18 protein-coding genes are annotated in these 19,037 nt (G+C 60.1%); 11 read left to right on the forward strand and 7 right to left on the reverse strand.

Features of this window, described 5'->3' with window-relative positions; translation table 11 throughout:
- Positions 1-106: 106 nt before the first annotated feature.
- The gene (locus tag ASC96_RS19590) at positions 107-445 is read left to right on the forward strand and encodes an antibiotic biosynthesis monooxygenase (RefSeq protein WP_156393796.1); all 339 of its coding nucleotides are present in this window, start codon (positions 107-109) and stop codon (positions 443-445) included.
- 51 nt (positions 446-496) lie between these two features.
- Here the strand turns inward: ASC96_RS19590 and ASC96_RS19595 are convergent, their stop codons facing one another.
- On the reverse strand, positions 497-694 hold the full coding sequence (locus ASC96_RS19595) for a hypothetical protein (RefSeq protein WP_060504801.1): 198 nt from the start codon (positions 692-694) through the stop codon (positions 497-499).
- Positions 695-896: 202 nt separating this feature from the next.
- Between ASC96_RS19595 and ASC96_RS19600 the strand changes: the two genes are divergently transcribed.
- The 7 genes from ASC96_RS19600 to ASC96_RS19625 all read left to right on the forward strand — a co-directional run bounded on the left by ASC96_RS19600 (position 897) and on the right by ASC96_RS19625 (position 8,064).
- Positions 897-1,445 carry a LemA family protein gene (locus ASC96_RS19600; RefSeq protein ID WP_112834557.1) on the forward strand — a complete coding sequence of 183 codons (549 nt, stop codon included), beginning with the start codon at positions 897-899 and terminating at the stop codon, positions 1,443-1,445.
- A gap of 99 nt (positions 1,446-1,544) precedes the next feature.
- The gene (locus ASC96_RS19605) at positions 1,545-2,813 is read left to right on the forward strand and encodes a 3-phosphoshikimate 1-carboxyvinyltransferase (RefSeq protein WP_060504803.1); all 1,269 of its coding nucleotides are present in this window, start codon (positions 1,545-1,547) and stop codon (positions 2,811-2,813) included.
- A 43-nt stretch (positions 2,814-2,856) separates the two neighbouring features.
- Positions 2,857-4,800 (forward strand): DUF2207 domain-containing protein, encoded by a 1,944-nt coding sequence (locus tag ASC96_RS19610; RefSeq protein WP_060504804.1) that lies wholly within the window; start codon positions 2,857-2,859, stop codon positions 4,798-4,800.
- A gap of 191 nt (positions 4,801-4,991) precedes the next feature.
- Entirely contained in the window at positions 4,992-5,159 is a 168-nt protein-coding gene (locus ASC96_RS34295) for a DUF559 domain-containing protein (RefSeq protein ID WP_244489756.1), read from the forward strand.
- A 22-nt stretch (positions 5,160-5,181) separates the two neighbouring features.
- A complete protein-coding gene (locus ASC96_RS34300; RefSeq protein ID WP_244489755.1) occupies positions 5,182-5,451 on the forward strand; it encodes a DUF559 domain-containing protein in 270 nt (89 codons plus the stop codon).
- Positions 5,451-7,565 (forward strand): glycine--tRNA ligase subunit beta, encoded by a 2,115-nt coding sequence (gene glyS / locus ASC96_RS19620; protein WP_060504805.1) that lies wholly within the window; start codon positions 5,451-5,453, stop codon positions 7,563-7,565. The genes ASC96_RS34300 and glyS overlap by 1 nt, the downstream gene beginning before the upstream one ends.
- Positions 7,566-7,575: 10 nt before the next feature.
- Positions 7,576-8,064 (forward strand): DUF523 domain-containing protein, encoded by a 489-nt coding sequence (locus ASC96_RS19625; protein ID WP_060504806.1) that lies wholly within the window; start codon positions 7,576-7,578, stop codon positions 8,062-8,064.
- Positions 8,065-8,092: 28 nt separating this feature from the next.
- Here ASC96_RS19625 and ASC96_RS19630 read toward each other — a convergent pair whose 3' ends face one another.
- The 6 genes from ASC96_RS19630 to ASC96_RS19655 all read right to left on the reverse strand — a co-directional run bounded on the left by ASC96_RS19630 (position 8,093) and on the right by ASC96_RS19655 (position 15,847).
- Complete coding sequence (locus ASC96_RS19630; protein ID WP_060504807.1) at positions 8,093-8,764, reverse strand: hypothetical protein; 672 nt, start codon at positions 8,762-8,764, stop codon at positions 8,093-8,095.
- A gap of 210 nt (positions 8,765-8,974) precedes the next feature.
- Complete coding sequence (locus ASC96_RS19635; RefSeq protein WP_244482190.1) at positions 8,975-9,490, reverse strand: plant virulence effector HPE1-like domain-containing protein; 516 nt, start codon at positions 9,488-9,490, stop codon at positions 8,975-8,977.
- 176 nt (positions 9,491-9,666) lie between these two features.
- The gene (gene purD / locus ASC96_RS19640) at positions 9,667-10,938 is read right to left on the reverse strand and encodes a phosphoribosylamine--glycine ligase (protein WP_060504809.1); all 1,272 of its coding nucleotides are present in this window, start codon (positions 10,936-10,938) and stop codon (positions 9,667-9,669) included.
- Positions 10,939-11,034: 96 nt separating this feature from the next.
- The gene (locus ASC96_RS19645) at positions 11,035-13,428 is read right to left on the reverse strand and encodes a bifunctional diguanylate cyclase/phosphodiesterase (protein WP_082512170.1); all 2,394 of its coding nucleotides are present in this window, start codon (positions 13,426-13,428) and stop codon (positions 11,035-11,037) included.
- Positions 13,425-14,468, reverse strand: a complete 1,044-nt coding sequence (locus ASC96_RS19650) for a spermidine/putrescine ABC transporter substrate-binding protein (protein WP_060504810.1) — start codon at positions 14,466-14,468, stop codon at positions 13,425-13,427. Before ASC96_RS19650 ends, ASC96_RS19645 begins: the two co-directional genes overlap by 4 nt.
- Before the next feature lie 179 nt (positions 14,469-14,647).
- On the reverse strand, positions 14,648-15,847 hold the full coding sequence (locus tag ASC96_RS19655) for an MFS transporter (RefSeq protein ID WP_060504811.1): 1,200 nt from the start codon (positions 15,845-15,847) through the stop codon (positions 14,648-14,650).
- Between the two features lie 111 nt (positions 15,848-15,958).
- Here ASC96_RS19655 and ASC96_RS19660 point away from each other — a divergent pair, with 111 nt between their 5' ends.
- From ASC96_RS19660 to ubiA, 3 genes are all read left to right on the forward strand, one after another.
- Complete coding sequence (locus tag ASC96_RS19660; protein WP_060504812.1) at positions 15,959-16,774, forward strand: helix-turn-helix transcriptional regulator; 816 nt, start codon at positions 15,959-15,961, stop codon at positions 16,772-16,774.
- A gap of 243 nt (positions 16,775-17,017) precedes the next feature.
- Positions 17,018-17,827 carry a MipA/OmpV family protein gene (locus tag ASC96_RS19665; RefSeq protein WP_060504813.1) on the forward strand — a complete coding sequence of 270 codons (810 nt, stop codon included), beginning with the start codon at positions 17,018-17,020 and terminating at the stop codon, positions 17,825-17,827.
- 66 nt (positions 17,828-17,893) lie between these two features.
- Positions 17,894-18,853 (forward strand): 4-hydroxybenzoate octaprenyltransferase, encoded by a 960-nt coding sequence (gene ubiA / locus ASC96_RS19670; RefSeq protein ID WP_060504814.1) that lies wholly within the window; start codon positions 17,894-17,896, stop codon positions 18,851-18,853.
- Positions 18,854-19,037: the final 184 nt, after the last annotated feature.

The following is a 19,037-nucleotide window of genomic DNA, read 5'->3' on the forward strand; positions in this document are numbered from 1 at the left end:
CTCATTTTGCAAAATCGCAAAGTGCTCTTGACCTGAACTTTACTTGAGGTCCTAGAACTGCATCTGCGGGGTCGCGCTGGGCGTCCTCTATTGAAGAGAGATGCAGATGGATATTCACCACGCAAGCGGCAAGGCGCTTTATCGCATTAACAAATTTTCGGTTCCGGCAGAAAACCGTGATGCCTTCCTTGAACTGATGGCAAAGACGCATGCGGTCTTGCGGCGGCAGGAAGGCGTGGTGACGGATCAGATTCTGGAGCAGCACTCCGGACCGGGCGTGTTCAATTTCGTCGCGATCATCGCCTTTACCGGGCCTGCTGTGATCGATTCTGTGGTCTCCGGCGTGGCTGCGTATGACCGGGAGACCGGCATCGATCGTCAGCAGATAATGACTGCACTCAACATCAAGACCGACATGGGGCTCTATCACAATCTGGATATCTGACGGCTGGCGAGGAGAGTTCATCCAGTGCCGTGTCAGGAATGGTGCCGCGGCTTAAATCAAGTCGCCCGCCTCAGCGCCAATCTGCCAGATCGGCTTGGCGGTTGGAAACGCGCCGGTTGAAAGCTGGCCGGCATAGGTCTGCAAGGCACGGCGAACACCGGCAGGTTTCTCGACGGTGCCTACGCTCGCATAGGCAAAAAACAAAGCCGAAAAGGCGATGACGTTGATGAGGGCTGCGAGCGTTTTCATGGGGCCGGTACTTTTCGGGTTCAGCGTTGATTTGATGCCCCACTATCGATCAGGCGCAGCCATTGCGCGGTTCCCCCAGGAACAGGCTGGTGCAGCCGGAACGGGAAAACCGGCAGGGTGAAGCGGGTGGCTGAAATTTGTCTTTCAACGGCGGCGTTCGATCCCTAAGCTGCGGCAAAATCAAGCGGCGGAGGGAAAACTGATGATTGGTCTGGCCATTGGTGCGGTGGTGATCCTGTACCTGATTTTCATCTATAACGGCCTGGTCAAGGCGCGGCAGGTGAAGGAGGAGGCATGGTCCGGCATCGACGTGCAGTTGAAGCGGCGGGCAGACCTGATCCCCAATCTGATCGAGACCGTCAAAGGCTATGCCGCCCACGAAAAAGGCACGCTGGAAGAGGTTATCGCCCTTCGAAACAAGGCGCAGGCGCTGCCGGCAGGCGATGTTGCCGGACGCGCTGCAACCGAAGGCATGCTGAGTCAGGCGCTCGGCAAGCTGTTCGCGCTGGCGGAAGCCTATCCAGACCTCAAGGCCAACCAGAACTTTTCCGAGTTGCAGCAATCGCTGGAAAGCATCGAGGGGGAAGTGCAGATGGCCCGCCGCTACTACAATGGTGCGGCCCGCGACTTGAACGTCAAGGTCGAGAGTTTCCCGTCGAATTTCATCGCCGGCCCCTTCGGTTTTACCAAGGCGGCCTTCTTCGAGATCACCAACGAGACTGATCGCGCCGTGCCGGTGGTGAAGTTTTAATCTAGCCGGAAAAGCCATTCCGTCGTAGACGGCTATCCACTATCGACAAGTGTGCACGGCCGTGGACAGGCGGTGCTGAAGGCATGAAGAGACAAGAGCATGAACGCCGCAGACCAGAAACTGACCATTCTTCCGCCCGGCCATCCGCTTGAAGGGCGCGTCAGTCCGCCCGGCTCGAAGTCGATCACCAACCGGGCGCTGCTGCTGGCGGGTCTTGCCAAAGGCACCAGCCGCCTGACGGGCGCGCTGAAAAGCGATGATACCCGCTATATGGCCGACGCCCTGCGCGCCATGGGCGTGGAGATTTCCGAGCCGGACGATACCACGTTCATCGTCACCGGATCCGGCAAACTCCTGCCACCCGAAAAGCCGCTTTTCCTCGGCAATGCCGGGACTGCGACCCGCTTTCTGACCGCGGCTGCGGCTCTCGTCGATGGCATGGTGATCGTCGATGGCGACCAGCATATGCGCAAGCGGCCGATCGCGCCGCTTGTGACTGCGCTGCGCTCGCTCGGCGTCACGGTGGAAGCCGAAACCGGTTGTCCGCCGGTCACCGTCTCCGGGACTGGCGATTTTGCCAGGGACCACGTCACCATCGATGCTGGCCTTTCCAGCCAGTATGTATCGGCCCTGCTGATGGCGGCTGCCGGCTCGTCCCACCCTATCAATATCGAGCTGGCCGGCGAAGAGATCGGTGCGCGCGGCTATATCGATCTGACAGTTGCCGCCATGAAGGCTTTCGGTGCGCAGGTGACGCAAATCAGCCCGTCGATCTGGCAAGTGGCCCCGACCGGTTATCACGCCATCGACTATCTGATCGAGCCGGATGCATCCGCTGCGACCTATCTCTGGGCGGCGGAAGTGCTGACCGGCGGCCGGATCGATCTCGGCGTCGCGGCAACATCGTTCTCGCAGCCGGATGCGAAGGCCTATGAGGTAATCGCTACGTTCCCGCATATGCCGGCCGTCATCGATGGCTCGCAGATGCAGGATGCGATCCCGACGCTTGCCGTGCTTGCGGCCTTCAACGAGACGCCGGTGCGGTTCGTCGGCATAGAGAACCTGCGCGTCAAGGAATGCGACCGCATCCGTGCGCTGTCCACCGGCCTCACCAATATTCGCCCCGGTCTCGGCATCGAGGAGGGCGACGATCTGCTGGTTGCGTCGGATCCGGCGCTGGTCGGCCAGACACTGCCTGCCGACATCGACACATTCGCCGATCACCGCATCGCCATGAGCTTTGCGCTGGCGGGGTTGAAGATCAACGGCATAACCATTCTCGACCCCGGCTGTGTTGCAAAAACCTATCCGCGCTATTGGGACGAGCTTGCCTCGCTCGGCGTCGGTCTTGAGGGCGACCGGCCTTAACCGGACGGAACATACGGCGCAGCGCCGAGGAGGGATCGATCGCATGAAACGTGTGTTTGCGGCGCTGGGATGGCTCTCTCTCTTCCTCACCCTCCTGCTCGTCACGGGTGGGGTTGCGCGGGCCGAAGAGGTGTTTACCGCCTACCGCTCCGAGATCGATGTTGCCAAAAGCGGCGTGCTGAGCGTCACCGAGACGATCACTGCCAATGTCGAGGGAGACCGCATCAAGCGTGGCATCTACCGCGATTTTCCGCTGACCGTGACCGACGCAGGCGGCCGTGCTGTCCGGGTCGATTTCAAGCTGGTTTCCGTCGAGCGGGACGGTGCCGCAGAACCATACCGTACCGAAAACATCAGCGGCGGTATCCGCATCTATACCGGCGACAAGGACGTGTTTCTGGCCGATGGTCAACATACATTCCAGTTCACCTATGAGACTGCCCGCCAGATCCGGTTCTTTCCCGATCATGATGAGCTCTACTGGAATGTGACAGGCAACCAATGGGCGCTTCCGATCGAGGAGGCCTCCGCCACGGTTGCCTTGCCTTCAGGCGTGAAGGCCGAAGCGCTCAATGTCTTCACCGGTGGCCAGGGGGCGACCGGCAAGAATGCCCGCTCACTTGAAGATGGCGACCGGCTGGTCTTCACCACGACGCGCCGGCTCGAGGCCAATGAAGGGCTGACCATCGCCGTCAAGATGCCGAAGGGCAGCATCGATCCGCCATCGATATCGCAGCAAAGGACCTGGTGGTTTTTCGATCATCTGCCGCCGATCCTCGCCATGACCGGCTTCGTCGTCGCCGCGCTTTACTATTCGCGCATGTGGCTGAAGGTCGGCCGCGATCCGGCTCGTGGTGTCATCGTGCCGCGCTGGGACGCGCCGGACGGGATCTCCCCGGCGCTGGTCAACTATATCGACAACAAGGGGTTTTCCGGCCAGGGCTGGACGGCGCTATCCGCTGCTGCGCTCAATCTCGCCGTCGGCGGCTATGTCGTCCTGAAGGATTTCAAGAATTCGCTGGTGATCACCCGCACCGACAAGCCAAAGCCGCCGTCCTTGCCGACCGGCGAGGCCACGGTGCTGGCGGCGGTGCAGCGCAATGGCGGTGAATTGACGATCGACAGGACGAATGGCCCGGCGGTACAGAAGGCCGGAGCCGATTTCCGCACGGCCATGGAAAAGGAACATCGCAACAAATACTATCATGCCAACACCGCCTATGTGGTTGGCGGCATCGCGATCTCGATGCTGTTTCTGCTGGCCATTTGCATCGCAGGCGTTGCCGACGGCGCGACCGTCGCGCTGGTCATCGTGCCGGTTTTCGCTTCGATCGTCATCTCGGTGTTTGCGCTTGCCATCGGCAAGGTGTTCAACAAGAAGGGCAGCCTGTTTGTCCGCATCGGCTCGCTGATTGCGGCCGCCTTTCTGACGTTCTTCGTTATCGCCGTCGCGCTCAGCGTTCTGGCTGTCCTTGTCAGTATGGCGCTGGAGGCGCATCAGGTGCCGCTTTTGATCGGCGTCGGCGGCATCGTGCTCGTCAACATGCTGTTCTTCCATCTGATGGGTGCTCCGACGCCGATTGGCTCGAAGATGATGGATGGCATCGATGGCCTGCGGCAATATCTGACGCTTGCGGAAAAAGAACGCATGAACATGGCCGACGCACCGGAGATGTCGCCGCAGCATTTCGAAAAGCTTCTGCCCTATGCCGTGGCGCTGGGCGTCGAAAAACCCTGGTCGGAAACCTTCGACCGCTGGCTTCTGGCCGCTGCCGCTGGTGCTGCCGCCTACCAGCCGGCCTGGTATACCGGCAACAATTTCGCCGCCGGCTCCTTCGGTGACCGTATGGGCGGATTTGCAGGCTCGATGGCCAGCACTATGTCCTCTTCGCTACCCCCGCCACCCAGCTCCTCATCCTCCGGCTTTTCCTCCGGCGGCGGCTTTTCGGGCGGCGGCGGCGGCGGCGGTGGCGGAGGGGGATGGTAACCCTTTCACCTCCCCCTTGAGGGGGGAGGTCGCGACGCAGTCGCGGGTGGGGGTGATTACCGCGAATACTACGGTCAATTGCATATGCCGCAAGTCACCCCACCCCGTCGCTTCGCGCCGACCCTCCCCCTCAAGGGGAGGGTGTTGCCATCCGGCATGCTTCTCTTCAATCTAGGCGGGAGGAGAAGCGCATGACAAAGCCACCGTCAAAACTGGATCGCTTCAGAATTGCCAACAGCCGTCGCCTGCGCAATGGCGCGACGGGTGCCGAGATAAAACTCTGGCGCCATCTCGAACGCATTCCGCTCGAAGGAACCCATTTCCGCCGTCAGGTCCCCATCGGTCCGTATTTTTGCTGATTTCGCATGCCATCAGATCGGCTTGATCATTGAGCTCGACGGAAGCCAGCACGCATCTGATGCTGGGCTCCAGCGAGACGAAAGAAGAACCGCTTTTCTGGAGAACGAAGGTTATCATGTGCTTCGCTTCTGGAATTCCGATGTCTTTGAGGACCTCAATGCGGTGCTCGACACGATTTTTGCCATTGTGCAGCAACGTCAAATTTTGCTAGCAGAAGCCAACCATTTTCACCCCACCCCGGCACGTCGTGCCGCCCCTCTCCATCGAGGAGAGGGTGAGGAAGAAATCTGATGCCCGATCTTCTGCTTGAACTCCGCTCCGAGGAAATCCCGGCCCGTATGCAGCGCAAGGCTGCCGGTGATCTGAAGAAGCTCTTGACCGATGCGCTGGTCGAGGCGGGGCTGACCTATGAGGGCGCCAGGGAATACTGGACGCCGCGCCGGCTGACGCTCGATATCCGTGGTTTGAACACCCGCTCCGCCGATGTGCGCGAAGACCGAAAGGGCCCGCGCACCGATGCCAATGAAAAGGCCATCGAAGGCTTTTTGCGCGGTGCCGGTCTCACATCAATCGATCAGGCGCATGTCCATAGCGACCCGAAGAAGGGCGATTTCTATGTTGCCCACATCGTCAAGCCTGGCCGTCCGGCAGAAGAGATCATTGCCGAGGTGATGCCCGGCATCATCCGCACGTTCCCCTGGGGCAACCCGATGCGTTGGGGTGCAGCTTCAGCCAAGCCTGGTTCGTTGCGCTGGGTGCGGCCGCTGCAGACGATCGTCTGCCTGTTCGGCCCCGAACATGAGGAAACCCATGTCATCCCGTTCGAGGTCGATGGCATCGTTGCCTCCAACGTCACCTATGGACACCGTTTCCACGCGCCGGAAGCCATCACCGTGCGCCGCTTTGCCGATTACATCGAGAAGCTGGAAAAGGCCAAGGTCATCCTCGATGCCGAGCGCCGCAAGCAGATCATCGCTGCCGACGCCGCCAATATCGCCTTTGCCAGCGGCCTCGAACTCGTCGAGGACGAGGCGCTGCTGGAGGAAGTCTCCGGTCTCGTCGAATGGCCGCAGGTGCTGATGGGCGCCTTCGAGGAGGATTATCTAGCGATCCCGTCGGAAATCATCCGGCTCACCATCAAGACCAACCAGAAGTGTTTCGTCACCCGCCGGCCGGGCGAGGAAACCCTGTCGAACAAGTTCATCCTCGTCGCCAATATCGAGGCCAAGGACGGCGGCAAGGAAATCATCCACGGCAACGGCAAGGTTGTTCGCGCGCGTCTTTCGGACGCCAAGCACTTCTGGACCCGCGACCAGGGCAACCTGCCGGACCTCGAAACGCTGGAAGCGTCGGCGGCAAAATTCGATCTGGACCTGAAGAAGCCGCTCGACCAGCGCATGGCCAAGCTCGACGCACTAAACGTCACCTTCCATGCCAAGCTCGGCTCGCAGGGCGAACGCGTCCAGCGCATCCGCACACTGGCCGCCGAACTGGCCAAGGTCACTGGTGCAGACGCAGCTCTCGTCGACCGCGCCGTGGTGCTGGCGAAAGCCGACCTGCGCACCGAAGCCGTCGGCGAATTCCCCGAGCTTCAGGGCATCATGGGCCGCAAATATGCCGTCCTGCAGGGCGAAGACGCCTCCGTCGCTGCCGCGATTGAAGACCACTGGAAGCCGCAAGGCCCGTCCGATCGTCTTCCCGCCGATGCCGTTGGCCTGACGGTCGCGCTTGCGGACAAGCTCGACACCCTGATCGGCTTCTGGGCCATCGACGAGAAGCCGACAGGCTCGAAGGATCCCTATGCGCTGCGCCGCGCGGCATTGGGTGTCGTGCGGGTATTGCTGGAGCGGAAGGCGCGCCTGCCGCTTTCCGCGGTTGTGAAGGATGGCGACCTCGTCTCCTTCTTCCACGACCGCCTGAAAGTCTACCTTCGCGATCTCGGCGCCCGCCATGACCTGATCGATGCCGTTCTGACCCCGGATGCCGACGACCTGCTGATGGTCGCCCGCCGCGTCGAAGCGCTGACGGCCTTCGTCACCTCGGAAGAGGGGCTCAACCTGCTCGCCGGCGCCAAGCGCGCCACGCAGCTCCTGGCAGCGGAAGAAAAGAAGGGCACGCAGGTCGCTGCAACCGTCGATCCGGCTCTCTTGAAGCTTGATGCCGAAAAGGCGCTCTATGCCGCCGTAACGCAAGCCTCCGCCGAGGCAAGCGCTGCCATCGCCAGCGAAGACTTCCGCTCGGCCATGGAGGCCTTGTCGAAGCTGCGCGGCCCGGTCGACGAATTCTTCGCCGACGTCCTCGTCAATGATGACGACCCGGCCATCCGCGCCAATCGTCTTGCCCTGCTCGGCTTGATCCGCGCGGCGACCGGAACAGTTGCGGATTTCTCGAAGATTTCGGGCTGAGAGGGGGGCGATGAGGGCAAAAATCCTCGTCAGTGCCTGTCTCATGGGCCATGCCGTCCGCTATGACGGGCAGGCCAAGCCGCTTGTGCATCCGGCGCTCGACCGTTGGCGCGAGGAGGGGCGGCTGGTGACGATCTGTCCGGAGATGTCGGCGGGCATGCCCGTGCCGCGTCTGCCGGCGGAGATTGCGGCGGGAAGAGTAGGTGCCGACGTCCTGTCCGGGGCGGCGCGCGTGCTGGAAAGCCATGGCGGTGATGTCACGGATGCATTTCGTCAAGCCGCTGAAAACGCGCTTGCACTGGCTCGTGAGGCCGGCTGCTCTTATGCTCTGTTGATCGACGGTAGCCCGTCCTGCGGCTCGGGCTTCATCTATGACGGCAGTTTTACCGGCCGCCGCCTGAAGGGCGAGGGTGTTACGGCTGCGCTGCTGCGGCAGAACGGTATCCAGGTGTTTTCCGACCGGCAGGTCGATGAACTGGTGGCCGCCGCCGGCGCGTGAACGCGATCCCGAAAATTGCCTGGCCTGCTCAACCCTTATAGTCGAGGGTGAGAGTGGTGATGCCAAGGAAGGCGATCCAGGAGACGATAAAGGCTAAGACCGTTAGCGCCGCCGAGGTCCCGCTCGATTTCCCGACTTGCCCCCTGAAGAAAAAGAAGTTTGATACGAGTAGCCAGATCTGGGCGGCAATCAATGCCACCAGATAGGCGATGTTGCCGGTATGCGGGTAGAGAATGAAGCTCAGCGATGTGACCAGCGTAAATGGCGCGCAGATATAGCATTGCTGGTTGAATGGTATTTTCAGGCTATTGCGGGTCACCTGCCCGGGTGTGATCAGATCGTAGATCAGGGCGAAGGTGATCGGGAAGATCGAAAAAACCGCCATCCGGAAGAACAGGAGATTGATCCAGGACTGGGTGATGTATTGTCCTGTCTGGCTGCCCTTGATCGTTGCAAGATCCGCCGGCGCGAGCGGAGCGAAAAAGGCGGCAATGACGATCGACAGAAATAGGAAGATCGACGGCTTCATGCCGCTGTCGAACGACACATCCTCGTCCCTGACGGTTTCCTGCCGTGCATATTCGAGCATGTAGCCGGGCTGGAAGATGACCCTAAACAGCGTGTAGGGATAAAAGATCAGCCACATCAGAAGCTCGAAGATGAACTTCTCGATGGATTTGGCGATGTTGAAGACGTCCATACTATCCCCGCTGGACCATGTTACAGGACGTGGCCGCAGTGCCAGCAGACCGGATCAAGCCCGGGAATGTCAAGTGCAGCAGGTAGAAGGGTACCCCACAAAAAATTGCGCCCCTGCTTCTCTCAGGGACGCAATCTTTCGCCTGGAGGGCGAATACCCGGTCAACCTTCTTGCGTGCGGCTGGTTAGGGCAGGGACAGGAACTTCACGGTTATTTTAGCCGAAGTTGGAAATTTTCCAGATCAACTTCTTGTGATCGACTGTCTTGCGGCGTGACTGCTGTCATTGCAGCCGGCGATCCCATGTCGAGAGAGGCAGTTTTCGCAGCCATATCGACGATCTCAAGAGTGGCCGTTGCCTGGGCTTCCACAGGCGGCGCGTCCACCGTTGCGGCCTTCGCCAGATCGCCTGCAGCGGGCTTTTGAGCTTGAGCCTGCTTGATGTCTGCATCCGTCGCCTTGCTGATGAAGACGACCGGCGAGCCGCCAAGCCAGGCTTCAGTACGAACCAGTTTCATTTCACCGTTGATTTCCTTCAACTCGACCCGGTCAGTCCCCGGCACCATGTCCGGAACGACGTAGCTGGTTTTCTTCTTGACCACCAATGGCGGGCACTGATCACAGGAAAGCTGCGAAATACTCTTGTCGATATTTTTGCCGGAGATGATGTTTTCGAGCGAAGATGCGCCGGCTGTGCTGGCTGCTACCAGGCTGGTGAGCGTGAACAAAAGGGCGCGCATCGGCTTTCTCCTCTGAAATCGCTACGGCGCCGCGGGTCAATCATGACGCGCAAGGGTCGCAGTAGCACTTATTCAGTCAGGGAAAATAGCCGTTCTCCGTTACGTTCCCGTCAGGAGAATTGGTAAAAATTGAATGACTCCCGCGATTGGAGCGCCGTGGCCGCTCAGACCTTTTCGCGCTCGACCGCCTGCCAGCCGATGTCGCGGCGGCAAAAGCCGTTGTCCCACTCCACCTTATCAAGCGCCGCATAGGCCTTGTCTTTTGCCGCGCTGACGCTGCCGCCCATCGCTGTAACGTTGAGCACACGGCCGCCAGTGGCAACCAGTTGCCCGTCCTTCAGCGCTGTTCCGGCATGGAACACCTTGGTTCCGGCGTCCGCCTGCGGGATTGCGGCTATGGGCGTGTTCTTCTCGTAGGCAGCCGGATATCCCTTCGAGGCCATGACCACGGTCAGCGCCGCCTCGTCGCGCCATTCGGCGCTGACGGTGGCGAGCGTGCCGGTGGCGGCAGCATGGAGCAGCGGCAGGAGATCGCTTTTCAGCCGCATCATCAGAACCTGGCATTCCGGATCGCCGAAGCGGACATTGTATTCGATCAGTTCCGGGCCTTTGGCGGTGATCATCAGGCCGGCAAACAGCACGCCGGTGAAAGGGTGGCCGCTATCGGCCATGCCTGAAATCGTCGGTTCGATGATCTCGCGCATGGTGCGCTCGACCATATCAGGCGTCATCACGGGGGCTGGCGAATAGGCGCCCATGCCGCCGGTGTTCGGGCCGGTGTCGCCATCGCCGACGCGCTTGTGATCCTGCGCTGACGCCAGAGCCAGAGCCGTCTTGCCATCGCAAAGGCAGAAGAAGCTGGCTTCCTCGCCGTCAAGGTAAGCTTCCACCACCACCTCGGCTCCAGCTGCGCCGAAGGCGCCGGAAAAGCAGCTGTCGACGGCGTCAAGCGCCTCGTCGAGTGTCATGGCAACGGTGACGCCCTTGCCCGCAGCCAGCCCGTCGGCCTTGATGACGATGGGCGCGCCCTGCTCGCGAATATAGGCCTTGGCCGGTTCCGCCGACGTGAAGCGCTGATAGGCGCCGGTCGGGATGTTGTATTTGGCGCAGATGTCCTTGGTAAAACCCTTGGAGCCTTCCAGTTGCGCGGCGGCCGCAGACGGGCCGAAGACAGCGATGCCAGCGTCGCGCAAAGTATCGGCAAGACCCGCAACGAGTGGCGCTTCCGGGCCGACGACGACAAAATCGATTGTTTCCGTGCGGCAGAAATCCAGAACGGCGGCGTTATCCGCGGTATCGATATCGACAAGCGTTGCCTCTTCGGCGATGCCCGGATTGCCGGGAGCGGCATAGAGTGCCGTCAGGCGTGGCGATTGTCTTAGCTTCCATGCCAGCGCATGTTCACGCCCGCCCGATCCGATCAACAGAACTTTCATCGCCTACTCCCGCAATCCGCAGTGTTGAGGTGCGGTTAAGGCGAGGGCGCCCCAAGGTCAAGGCGAAATCTCTGCAAGGATCGCGATACCGGCGTTTCAGGGGAGGCTTGAGGCTTCGGCGAGGAGGCTGGCGTCAGTGAAGGCGATGCCATCGTTGGCACAAGCGGCCATTTTCACCGTCTGCTTCAGTGCCCAGATGGCAAGGTCTGCGGGTACCAGTGGCTTGCTGATCAGGTAGCCCTGAAAATGATCGCAGCCGGCCGCCGTCAGCATCGCGAGCTTTTCGGGCGTATCCACCCCTTCGCCAACCACGGCCATGTTCTGCGCGTGGCAGAGGGCAATCATTGCCTTCAGGGCCGGCAGGGATTCCTCGTTGGCAAGGTTTTGCACCAGTGCCCGGTCGAGTTTGATGGTGTCGGCGGTATATTCGATGATCTGCTGCACGGAGGTATAACCGGCGCCGAAATCATCGATGGAGATACGGAAGCCCCGTTCGCGCAGGGTCTCGATGTTCCGGTGCACCTGGTCGCCAAGCTTGACGGCATAGGTTTCCGTCAGTTCGATCTCGATGGTGCGCGCATCCAGCCCATGCCGGGCAAGGCAGTCGCAGAAATAATCGCTGATCGACTTGGAATGCAGTTCCGCCGACGAGATGTTGATCGCAAGAATGGTTTCCGGTCCGAACAGCTGTTTCAGCCGGTTGTGTTCCGACATCGCCCGGTTGATCACCCACCAGTCGATTTTGGTGAAAAGGCCGGTGCTTTCGGCGATCGGGACGAATTCGTCGGGCGTGACGTTGCCAAGCATTGGCGAGACCCAGCGCAACAGGGCCTCGCAACCGATTACCTTGCCGCCGGTATTGACGATCGGCATGTAGACCAGATGGAACTGCTCGTCGGGATCGACCTGTTGCAACTCCTCCTGAATATGGCGGATGCGGTCGCGCTTGTCCTGAAGCGCCCGCGAGAAGCGCGAGGAACGGTTCTTGCCGTTGGTCTTGGCCTGATACATCGCCGCGTCGGCATTGGAGATCAATTCGGCAAGGTTGGTGGCATCCGTCGGGCAGATGGCGACGCCGATGCTGGCGGTGACCGGATAATATTTCCCGCGCACTTCGAAACCGTTTGAAAACAAGGCAAGGATCGCCGCACACATTTCCCGGATGGTGCCGTCTCCCGGCTTTGATTGTATGAGAACAGCAAATTCGTCGCCGGACAGGCGGGCAAAAACGGCCGGTGTCATCTGCCGCCGCGCTGCGATCACGCTGATAGCAGCCTCGATCCGCAGCGCTAGCGTCTTCAACAGGTCGTCGCCGACCTCATGGCCATACTTGTCGTTGACGAACTTGAAGTGGTCGATGTCAATGAAGAGAAGACTGCAATGGCCACCCTGCGTCGAGACCTGTTGGATGACATCCGCAGCCAGCATGTTGAAATGAGCGCGATTGCTGATGCCGGTCAGCGTATCGGTCCAGGACGTCTGCTGCACCAGTTTCAATGCCCGCTGCGACTGATCGTGCAATTGCTTGATATTGCCGGTCAACCGGCCGATTTCGCCCTCGGCGCCGGTTTCCTTGATGCCTTCGTTTTCACCGCTCATCACCTTGGTCACCTGACGATCAAGAGCCGAGATCGGGTTGGTGATGAACCGGCGGATCAACGCGATCATCAGCCCGACGGAGATAAAGCTCATCACCAGTGCGCCAAAGATCAGGAGCAGTTTCAATTGGCCCATATTGCCGGATCCGTGGGATGGCGGCACGGTCAGCGTTGCAAACAGGGATGGCGCCATCCGGACGGATGCGGAAAGGTCGCCAGGCGGTTGCAGCTGTGGCGCGGTCTCGAAATTGAGTTCTGTTTCATACTCGTTCTGCAATGCGCGCTGCATGCCGAGGAACTGTGTCGGCTCGATCGCCACTTGCACCAGAAGCGCGTCTGCCTTGGCGCTTGGCAGCGGGCGGCTGAAGGTTATGGGATCGATAAACTCCGAATAGACGATCAGCTGGCGTGTCTCGGCATCGTGCAGAAAAGTCCAATCCCGCAACTGGCTGCCACCGGCAAGCCGGCTGGCCAGGGCAAACTGCGGCGCGCCGATCTCCGCGAACGGATCATCGCTGTTCTCGAAATAATAGCCGGGCGTCAGGTCGGGATTGAGAATCGCGAAGGAGATGAATTTCTTCGGATCGTCAGACAGCGAGCGCACACTCTGCTGTAGCCGCAGGCCAAGCGCATTGTTGCGGTAGGCCTCGTCCGGTTCCGACACGAACAGGCGGACGGCGTTGCCTTCCAGGATCGAATAGAGAAAGCTCCGGCTCTGGCTGACCTCGTTGCGAAACAGCGCGGCCATGTGGTCGAGCTGTTGCGAAAGCCGTGTCCGCTCCAAAGCCAGAACAGAGTGTCCCTGAACAAAATAGACCGAAAGGGCAGCCAGCAGATAACCCGCCAGAACGACCGGAAAGATCAGGAAAAACGCGCGTTTGCCAAGTGTCACTGGAAGTTTGCCATCGAGCTGATGATGCGGCGGCGCGTCTGTATCGATTGGATCGACAGTTCCTTCTGGTACTGGCTCTTGGCCAGGATGTCGGCCGGCGGATATATTTCCTGGTTGGACCGCATCTCGGCGGGGATGAGTTCAAGCGCCTTTTCGCTGGCGGTGGGCATCGTCAAGGCGGCGGCGTTATCAGCAGCACTTTGCGGCGAGCCAATAAAGTCGACCAGCTGCAGCGCGAGCGCCTTGCGCGGCGAGGCAGCGGTGACGGCCATGCAATCGAGCCAGGAAAGGGTGCCTTCCTTCGGCACCGCGTAGCGCCAGACGCCGGGCGTGCCTGCCTTGTCGTTGAGCACGTGCTGATCGCCGCTATAGGCAAGCGCCATGTAGATATTCTTGCCGTTTTCAGGGCTCTGGATCGAGGTGATCACATAATCGTAGGTGAGAACGAAGGGCGCCTGCTTCTTCATGACCTCAAAGGCCGCTTTCAGCGTCTCGTTGTCATTGGCGTTGATGGATTTGCCCAGCATGGACAGCGGCGCAACAAAGGCCTCGTTGTGATCGTCATACATGGCGATATGTTTTGTCAGGGCCGGATCCGGCGACATCAGGTCGTTCCACGACGTCGGCGTGGTCTTGACCATGTCCGAGCGGTAGACGATGCCCATCGTGCCCCAGAGATAGGGCATGGCATAGCCGGCGCAGCGGGACGTCCAGGCGGGCTTGTAATCCTTCATCGAGGCGACGTTCTTGTCTGACAACGGCTCGAGCACGCCACGCTTGCCAAACAGCTCTGCTCCGTTTTCGCCGATCACGGCAATATCGATATTGCTGCCGGGATCCGAAAGCACCTCGTCGCGCGCATCGCCGCTATCATAATAGACCTGATGCACCCCAACGCCGGTCTTTTCGGTCCAGCGATCGAGGATCTTCTGATCGATATAGGATTCCCAGATCAACAGGTTCAGCGTTTCCGCATGTGCGGGCGCTGACGCGATCGATACGCCGAGCGCAGTAGAAACTGCAACGAACGTTTTGCGCATTGAATTTACCCCGATAGTCCCCAGGGTGAACCTTAGCGTTCAATGCTTGACGAATACTTACAATGAGATGCGCTGGGTTGCAGTTTGGCCGGGATGCCACCGCTCCGAATGCTTTGCCGGAGCAGGGCATGTCGCTGCGACCCGGCGAGGGACTTGCCGCCCCTCGTCGGGTTGTCGAGTTACCGGTGGCTTGGAAGCTTCGGCAGGAAGATCGTCAAGAGGCCCAGCAGCGGCATGTAGGAGCAGAGCTTATAGACGAACTCGATGCCGTTGCGATCTGCGAAGATACCGAGGACTGCAGCGCCGATGCCGCCGAAGCCGAAGGCAAAGCCGAAGAACATGCCGGCGATCAGACCGACGCGGCCGGGCACCAGTTCCTGCGCAAAGACCACGATGGCCGAGAACGCCGAGGAGAAGATGAAGCCAATGATGATCACCAGCGCCGCCGTCCAGAACAGGTTGGCATAGGGCAAAAGCAGCGCGAAGGGGATGACGCCGAGGATAGAGAACCAGATAACGAAGCGAGCGCCAAAACGGTCGCCGATCGGTCCGCCGAAGATCACACCGGCAGCCGATGCGCCAAGGAACAGGAACAGCAGCATCTGCGCTTCCTGAACGCCAACACCGAACTTCTCGATGGTGAAGAAGGTGAAGTAGCTGGACAGGCTGGAGAGATAGGCGTTCTTCGTCGCGGTCAGGATGACGAGAACGATCAGGGTCCAGATAACCTGGTTGCGCGGCAATGGCAGCGTCCGGCTGACCGGCTTGCGGCCGGCCGAGCTGCGGCGATGACGGGTATACCAGACACTCACCCAGGACAGCACCATGAAGCCGGTCAATGCAACGACGGAGAACCAGCTGAGGCTGCCCTGGCCCTGCGGAATGACGATGAAGGCGGCGAGCAACGGCCCGATTGCCGTGCCGGTATTGCCGCCGACCTGGAACAGCGACTGGGCAAGGCCGTGGCGTCCGCCAGAGGCCAACCGCGCGACGCGCGATGCTTCCGGATGGAAGATCGCCGAGCCGATGCCGATCAGGCAAGCGCCGAGGACCAGAACATAGAAATGATGGGCATTGGCAAGCGTGATCAGGCCGGCGCAGGTCGACAGCATCGCCGCCGGAAGCGAAAATGGCATCGGCCAGCGATCGGTGACGACACCGACGGCGGGTTGCAGCAGCGATGCGGTGACCTGGAATGCGAAGGTCAGAAGGCCGATCTGTACGAAATCGAGCGCATAGTTTTCCTTCAGCAGCGGATAGAGCGAGGTGAGCAGCGACTGCATGATATCGTTCAGCATATGGCAGAAGCTGACGGCCACGATGACGGAAACCGCAGTCTTTTCCGGGCTGATGCCTGTAGGTGATGTGATGCTCGCCATGCTGTCTTCCTCGCCGGACGGATAGTGTAAACACGAATATGCGTTGTCTCTACATCGCTTGAGTATGGCCTGCTTTTGTGCTCTGGTCGCATTCTTTCGAGAGTGGGCCAAATGCAGAAGAACGACGTGAAATCGGGGGATCCTGCAGGCGATGATATGCATCGCGCGAACCTTTTGTGGATCGACCTGAATGACGATCCCATTACGGCGCTTGGGCGACATTATCCGGCCGGCTCCCGGGGGCTGCCGCACAGCCATACCAAGACACAGCTCTGGTGTGCCCGCCGGGGGGTGGTTCTGGTCAATACCGCAGGCGGGCGCTGGATGATCCCGCCCGGTCACGGTTTGCTCATCCCTGCCGGCCTCGAGCATTTCAGCGAGATGATCAGCGATGTCGAGATGCACTCTATTTACGCCGACCCTTCGGTGATTTCTGCCGAGCAGCCGCGCGTTCTGGAAGTGACGCCACTCGCCTCCAGCCTGATGGAAGAATTGGTGCTATCGGACGAAAAACCACTGACCCCGCGCCGCAAACGGCTGATCATCGAGCTTTTGCTGGACGAAATCAGCCAACTGCCGGAGCGGCCGCTTGGCCTGCCGTTCCCGGTTGACGCGCGGCTGGGGCGCCTGTGCCGGCATTTTCTGCAGTCACCCGACGCCAATGCCGGTATTGACGAATGGGCGAGTGGCCTAGGAATGAGCCGCCGCTCCTTCACCCGGTTGTTTCGTGCCGAAACCGGCGTCAGTTTCGTCACCTGGCGCCAGCAGGCCTGCATTTTTGCCTCGCTGCCGCGTCTGGCCGAGGGAGAACCGGTGACCAATGTTGCGCTCGATGCCGGTTATGAAAATATCGCCGCGTTCACCACGATGTTCCGGCGGATGCTGGGCAGTTCACCCAGTACCTATCTGAAGTCACGGATGGCGTGATATCCGCCCTGCCGCTTTCGAGTGAAAATACGTTTCCAATTCGCCGTAATCTGCGGTCGAATATCGGAAAATCTGTCGAGCGTGTAGTGCTGGATTTTTATAAGGTATTGTAAAATATAGATATTGCCTTGAAATCACCGTCCCGTATGGAAAACAAAGGCTGAAATCTCCTGGTTAACGAGATGGTAGTGAGGCGGCGCCTATAAGGCCCGGAACGAACCGTTTTTTGTCTGGAGTTCCAACGTGTTCAACCGATCCTTGTTTGCCCTTTCCGCCGGGCTGTTTCTTGCCGCTTCCGTTTCCGCCCAGGCGCAGGAGCGCCAGCATTTCTGGTCCGGGGACTGGTACCTGAAAGTCGGCGCCACCGGCTTCATCGGCCCCAAATATGACGGCTCATCCGATCGCCTTTTCCAGGCTGCGCCTCTGATTTCGCTCGGCCGGGCCGGCAGCACGGTGCGGTTTTCGTCGCGCAACGACAATCCGGCCTTCGCCTTCGTCGACAAGGGAGCGTTTCGCGCCGGTGTCGTCGGCAAGCTGATCTTTGACCGGGACGAGGATACTTCGTCCGACCTCAAGGGGCTCGATCCCGTGAAGTTTGGCGGCGAACTCGGCGGTTTCGCCGAAGTCTATCCAACCGACTGGCTGCGCATCCGCGCGGAGTTGCGCCAGGGTATCCGCAGCCATCACGGTCTGGTCGCGGATGTTGCCGCCGATGGTTTCGTTGACGTCAGCAGCAATGTCCGCGTCTCCGCCGGTCCGCGCCTGTCGGCTGCGACAAGCGACTATTTCGATGCTTATTATGGCGTCAGTTCATCGGAGGCGGCCAAGTCAAGCTATTCGAAATATACGCCATCCGGTGGCCTGAATTCGATTGGAGCGGGTGCGGCGATTACGTGGCAAGCGACCGAAAAACTCGAAACCAGCGCCTTTGCCGAATACAAGCGGCTGATGGGCCCGGCGGCGGATTCAAGCCTCGTCAAGGAAGGTGGCAGCCGCAACCAGCTCCTGTTCGGCCTGTCCGCCACCTACCGTTTCGATTTCACGCTGGAATAGCCGTTCGCTTGCCGTGCGGCGGTCTGTCGGCTTGACCGCGGACCGCTTGCGCTGCAAACAAACGGTATGAACACACGTCCAGCCGATTCCGGGCGCGTCTTTGATGCGCCGTCCAACAACTGGGTTTATCGCGTGCTGCCAAGGCCGCTCTGGCCCTATGCGCAGCTTGCCCGCTGGGACAGGCCGATCGGCTGGCAATTGCTGATGTGGCCCTGCTTCTGGTCGGCAGCGCTGGCTGCCAATGCGGCCGCGGCGCTCAGCACGTTTTCGCCCGGCCGCTTCGCCCTTCATCTTCTGTTGTTCTTCATCGGCGCTGTCGCCATGCGCGGTGCCGGCTGTACCTATAACGATATTGTCGACCACGACATCGACATGGAAGTGGCGCGCACTCGCTCGCGGCCATTGCCGTCGGGCCGTGTCACACGGCTTCAGGCCAAGATCTTCATGGTATTGCAAGCGCTTGCCGGTTTGATCGTGCTGTTGCAGTTCAACGGATTTTCCATTTTCCTTGGCGTCTTCTCGCTGGTCTTCGTCGCCATCTATCCGTTCGCCAAGCGGTTTACCGACTGGCCGCAGTTCTTCCTCGGGCTCGCCTTTTCCTGGGGCGCGATCATGGGCTGGTCGGCGGAGTTCGGGACGATCACATGGGCATCGATCATGCTTTATGCTGCAGCCATCGCATGGACGGTCGGCTACGACACGATCTATGCCTATCAGGACAAGGAGGATGACGAGCTGATCGGCGTTCGCTCGACGGCGCGGCGGTTCGGTGATCACCCGCGGCCATGGCTGTTTGGCCTTTATGGGCTGACGATCCTGTTGTTGTTTGTCTCGTTTGCGCTCGCGGGGGCGGGGCTGTTGGCCTATATCGGCCTGCTGGTTGCAGCGATCCTGCTGTTTTACCAGATCCTCGTGCTCGACATTCACGATGCCGCACAGTGCCTGGCCCTGTTCAAGTTCAACAATGTTGTCGGACTGATTCTCTTTGTTGGTCTTTGCGCGGCGCTACTGGTCCGGTTGGCATAAAAAAGCCCTCCGGATGGCCGGAGGGCAGGGGTCCACCGCAGTAAAACGGTCAATCGCGCCGCGCTTTGAAGCGCAAGGCCAGCGAGCTTTGAAAACTCAAGCCCAGCTCAGTTTCTCGTCGCGGTTCTTCTTTGTCTTGGCAAAACGTGCGGAAAAGGCGGCAATGGCCGCAAGAACGAATGTG

Origin of the sequence: Rhizobium sp. Root1204 (genome assembly GCF_001424965.1) — a bacterium.
Classification (GTDB): Bacteria; Pseudomonadota; Alphaproteobacteria; order Rhizobiales; family Rhizobiaceae; genus Pararhizobium.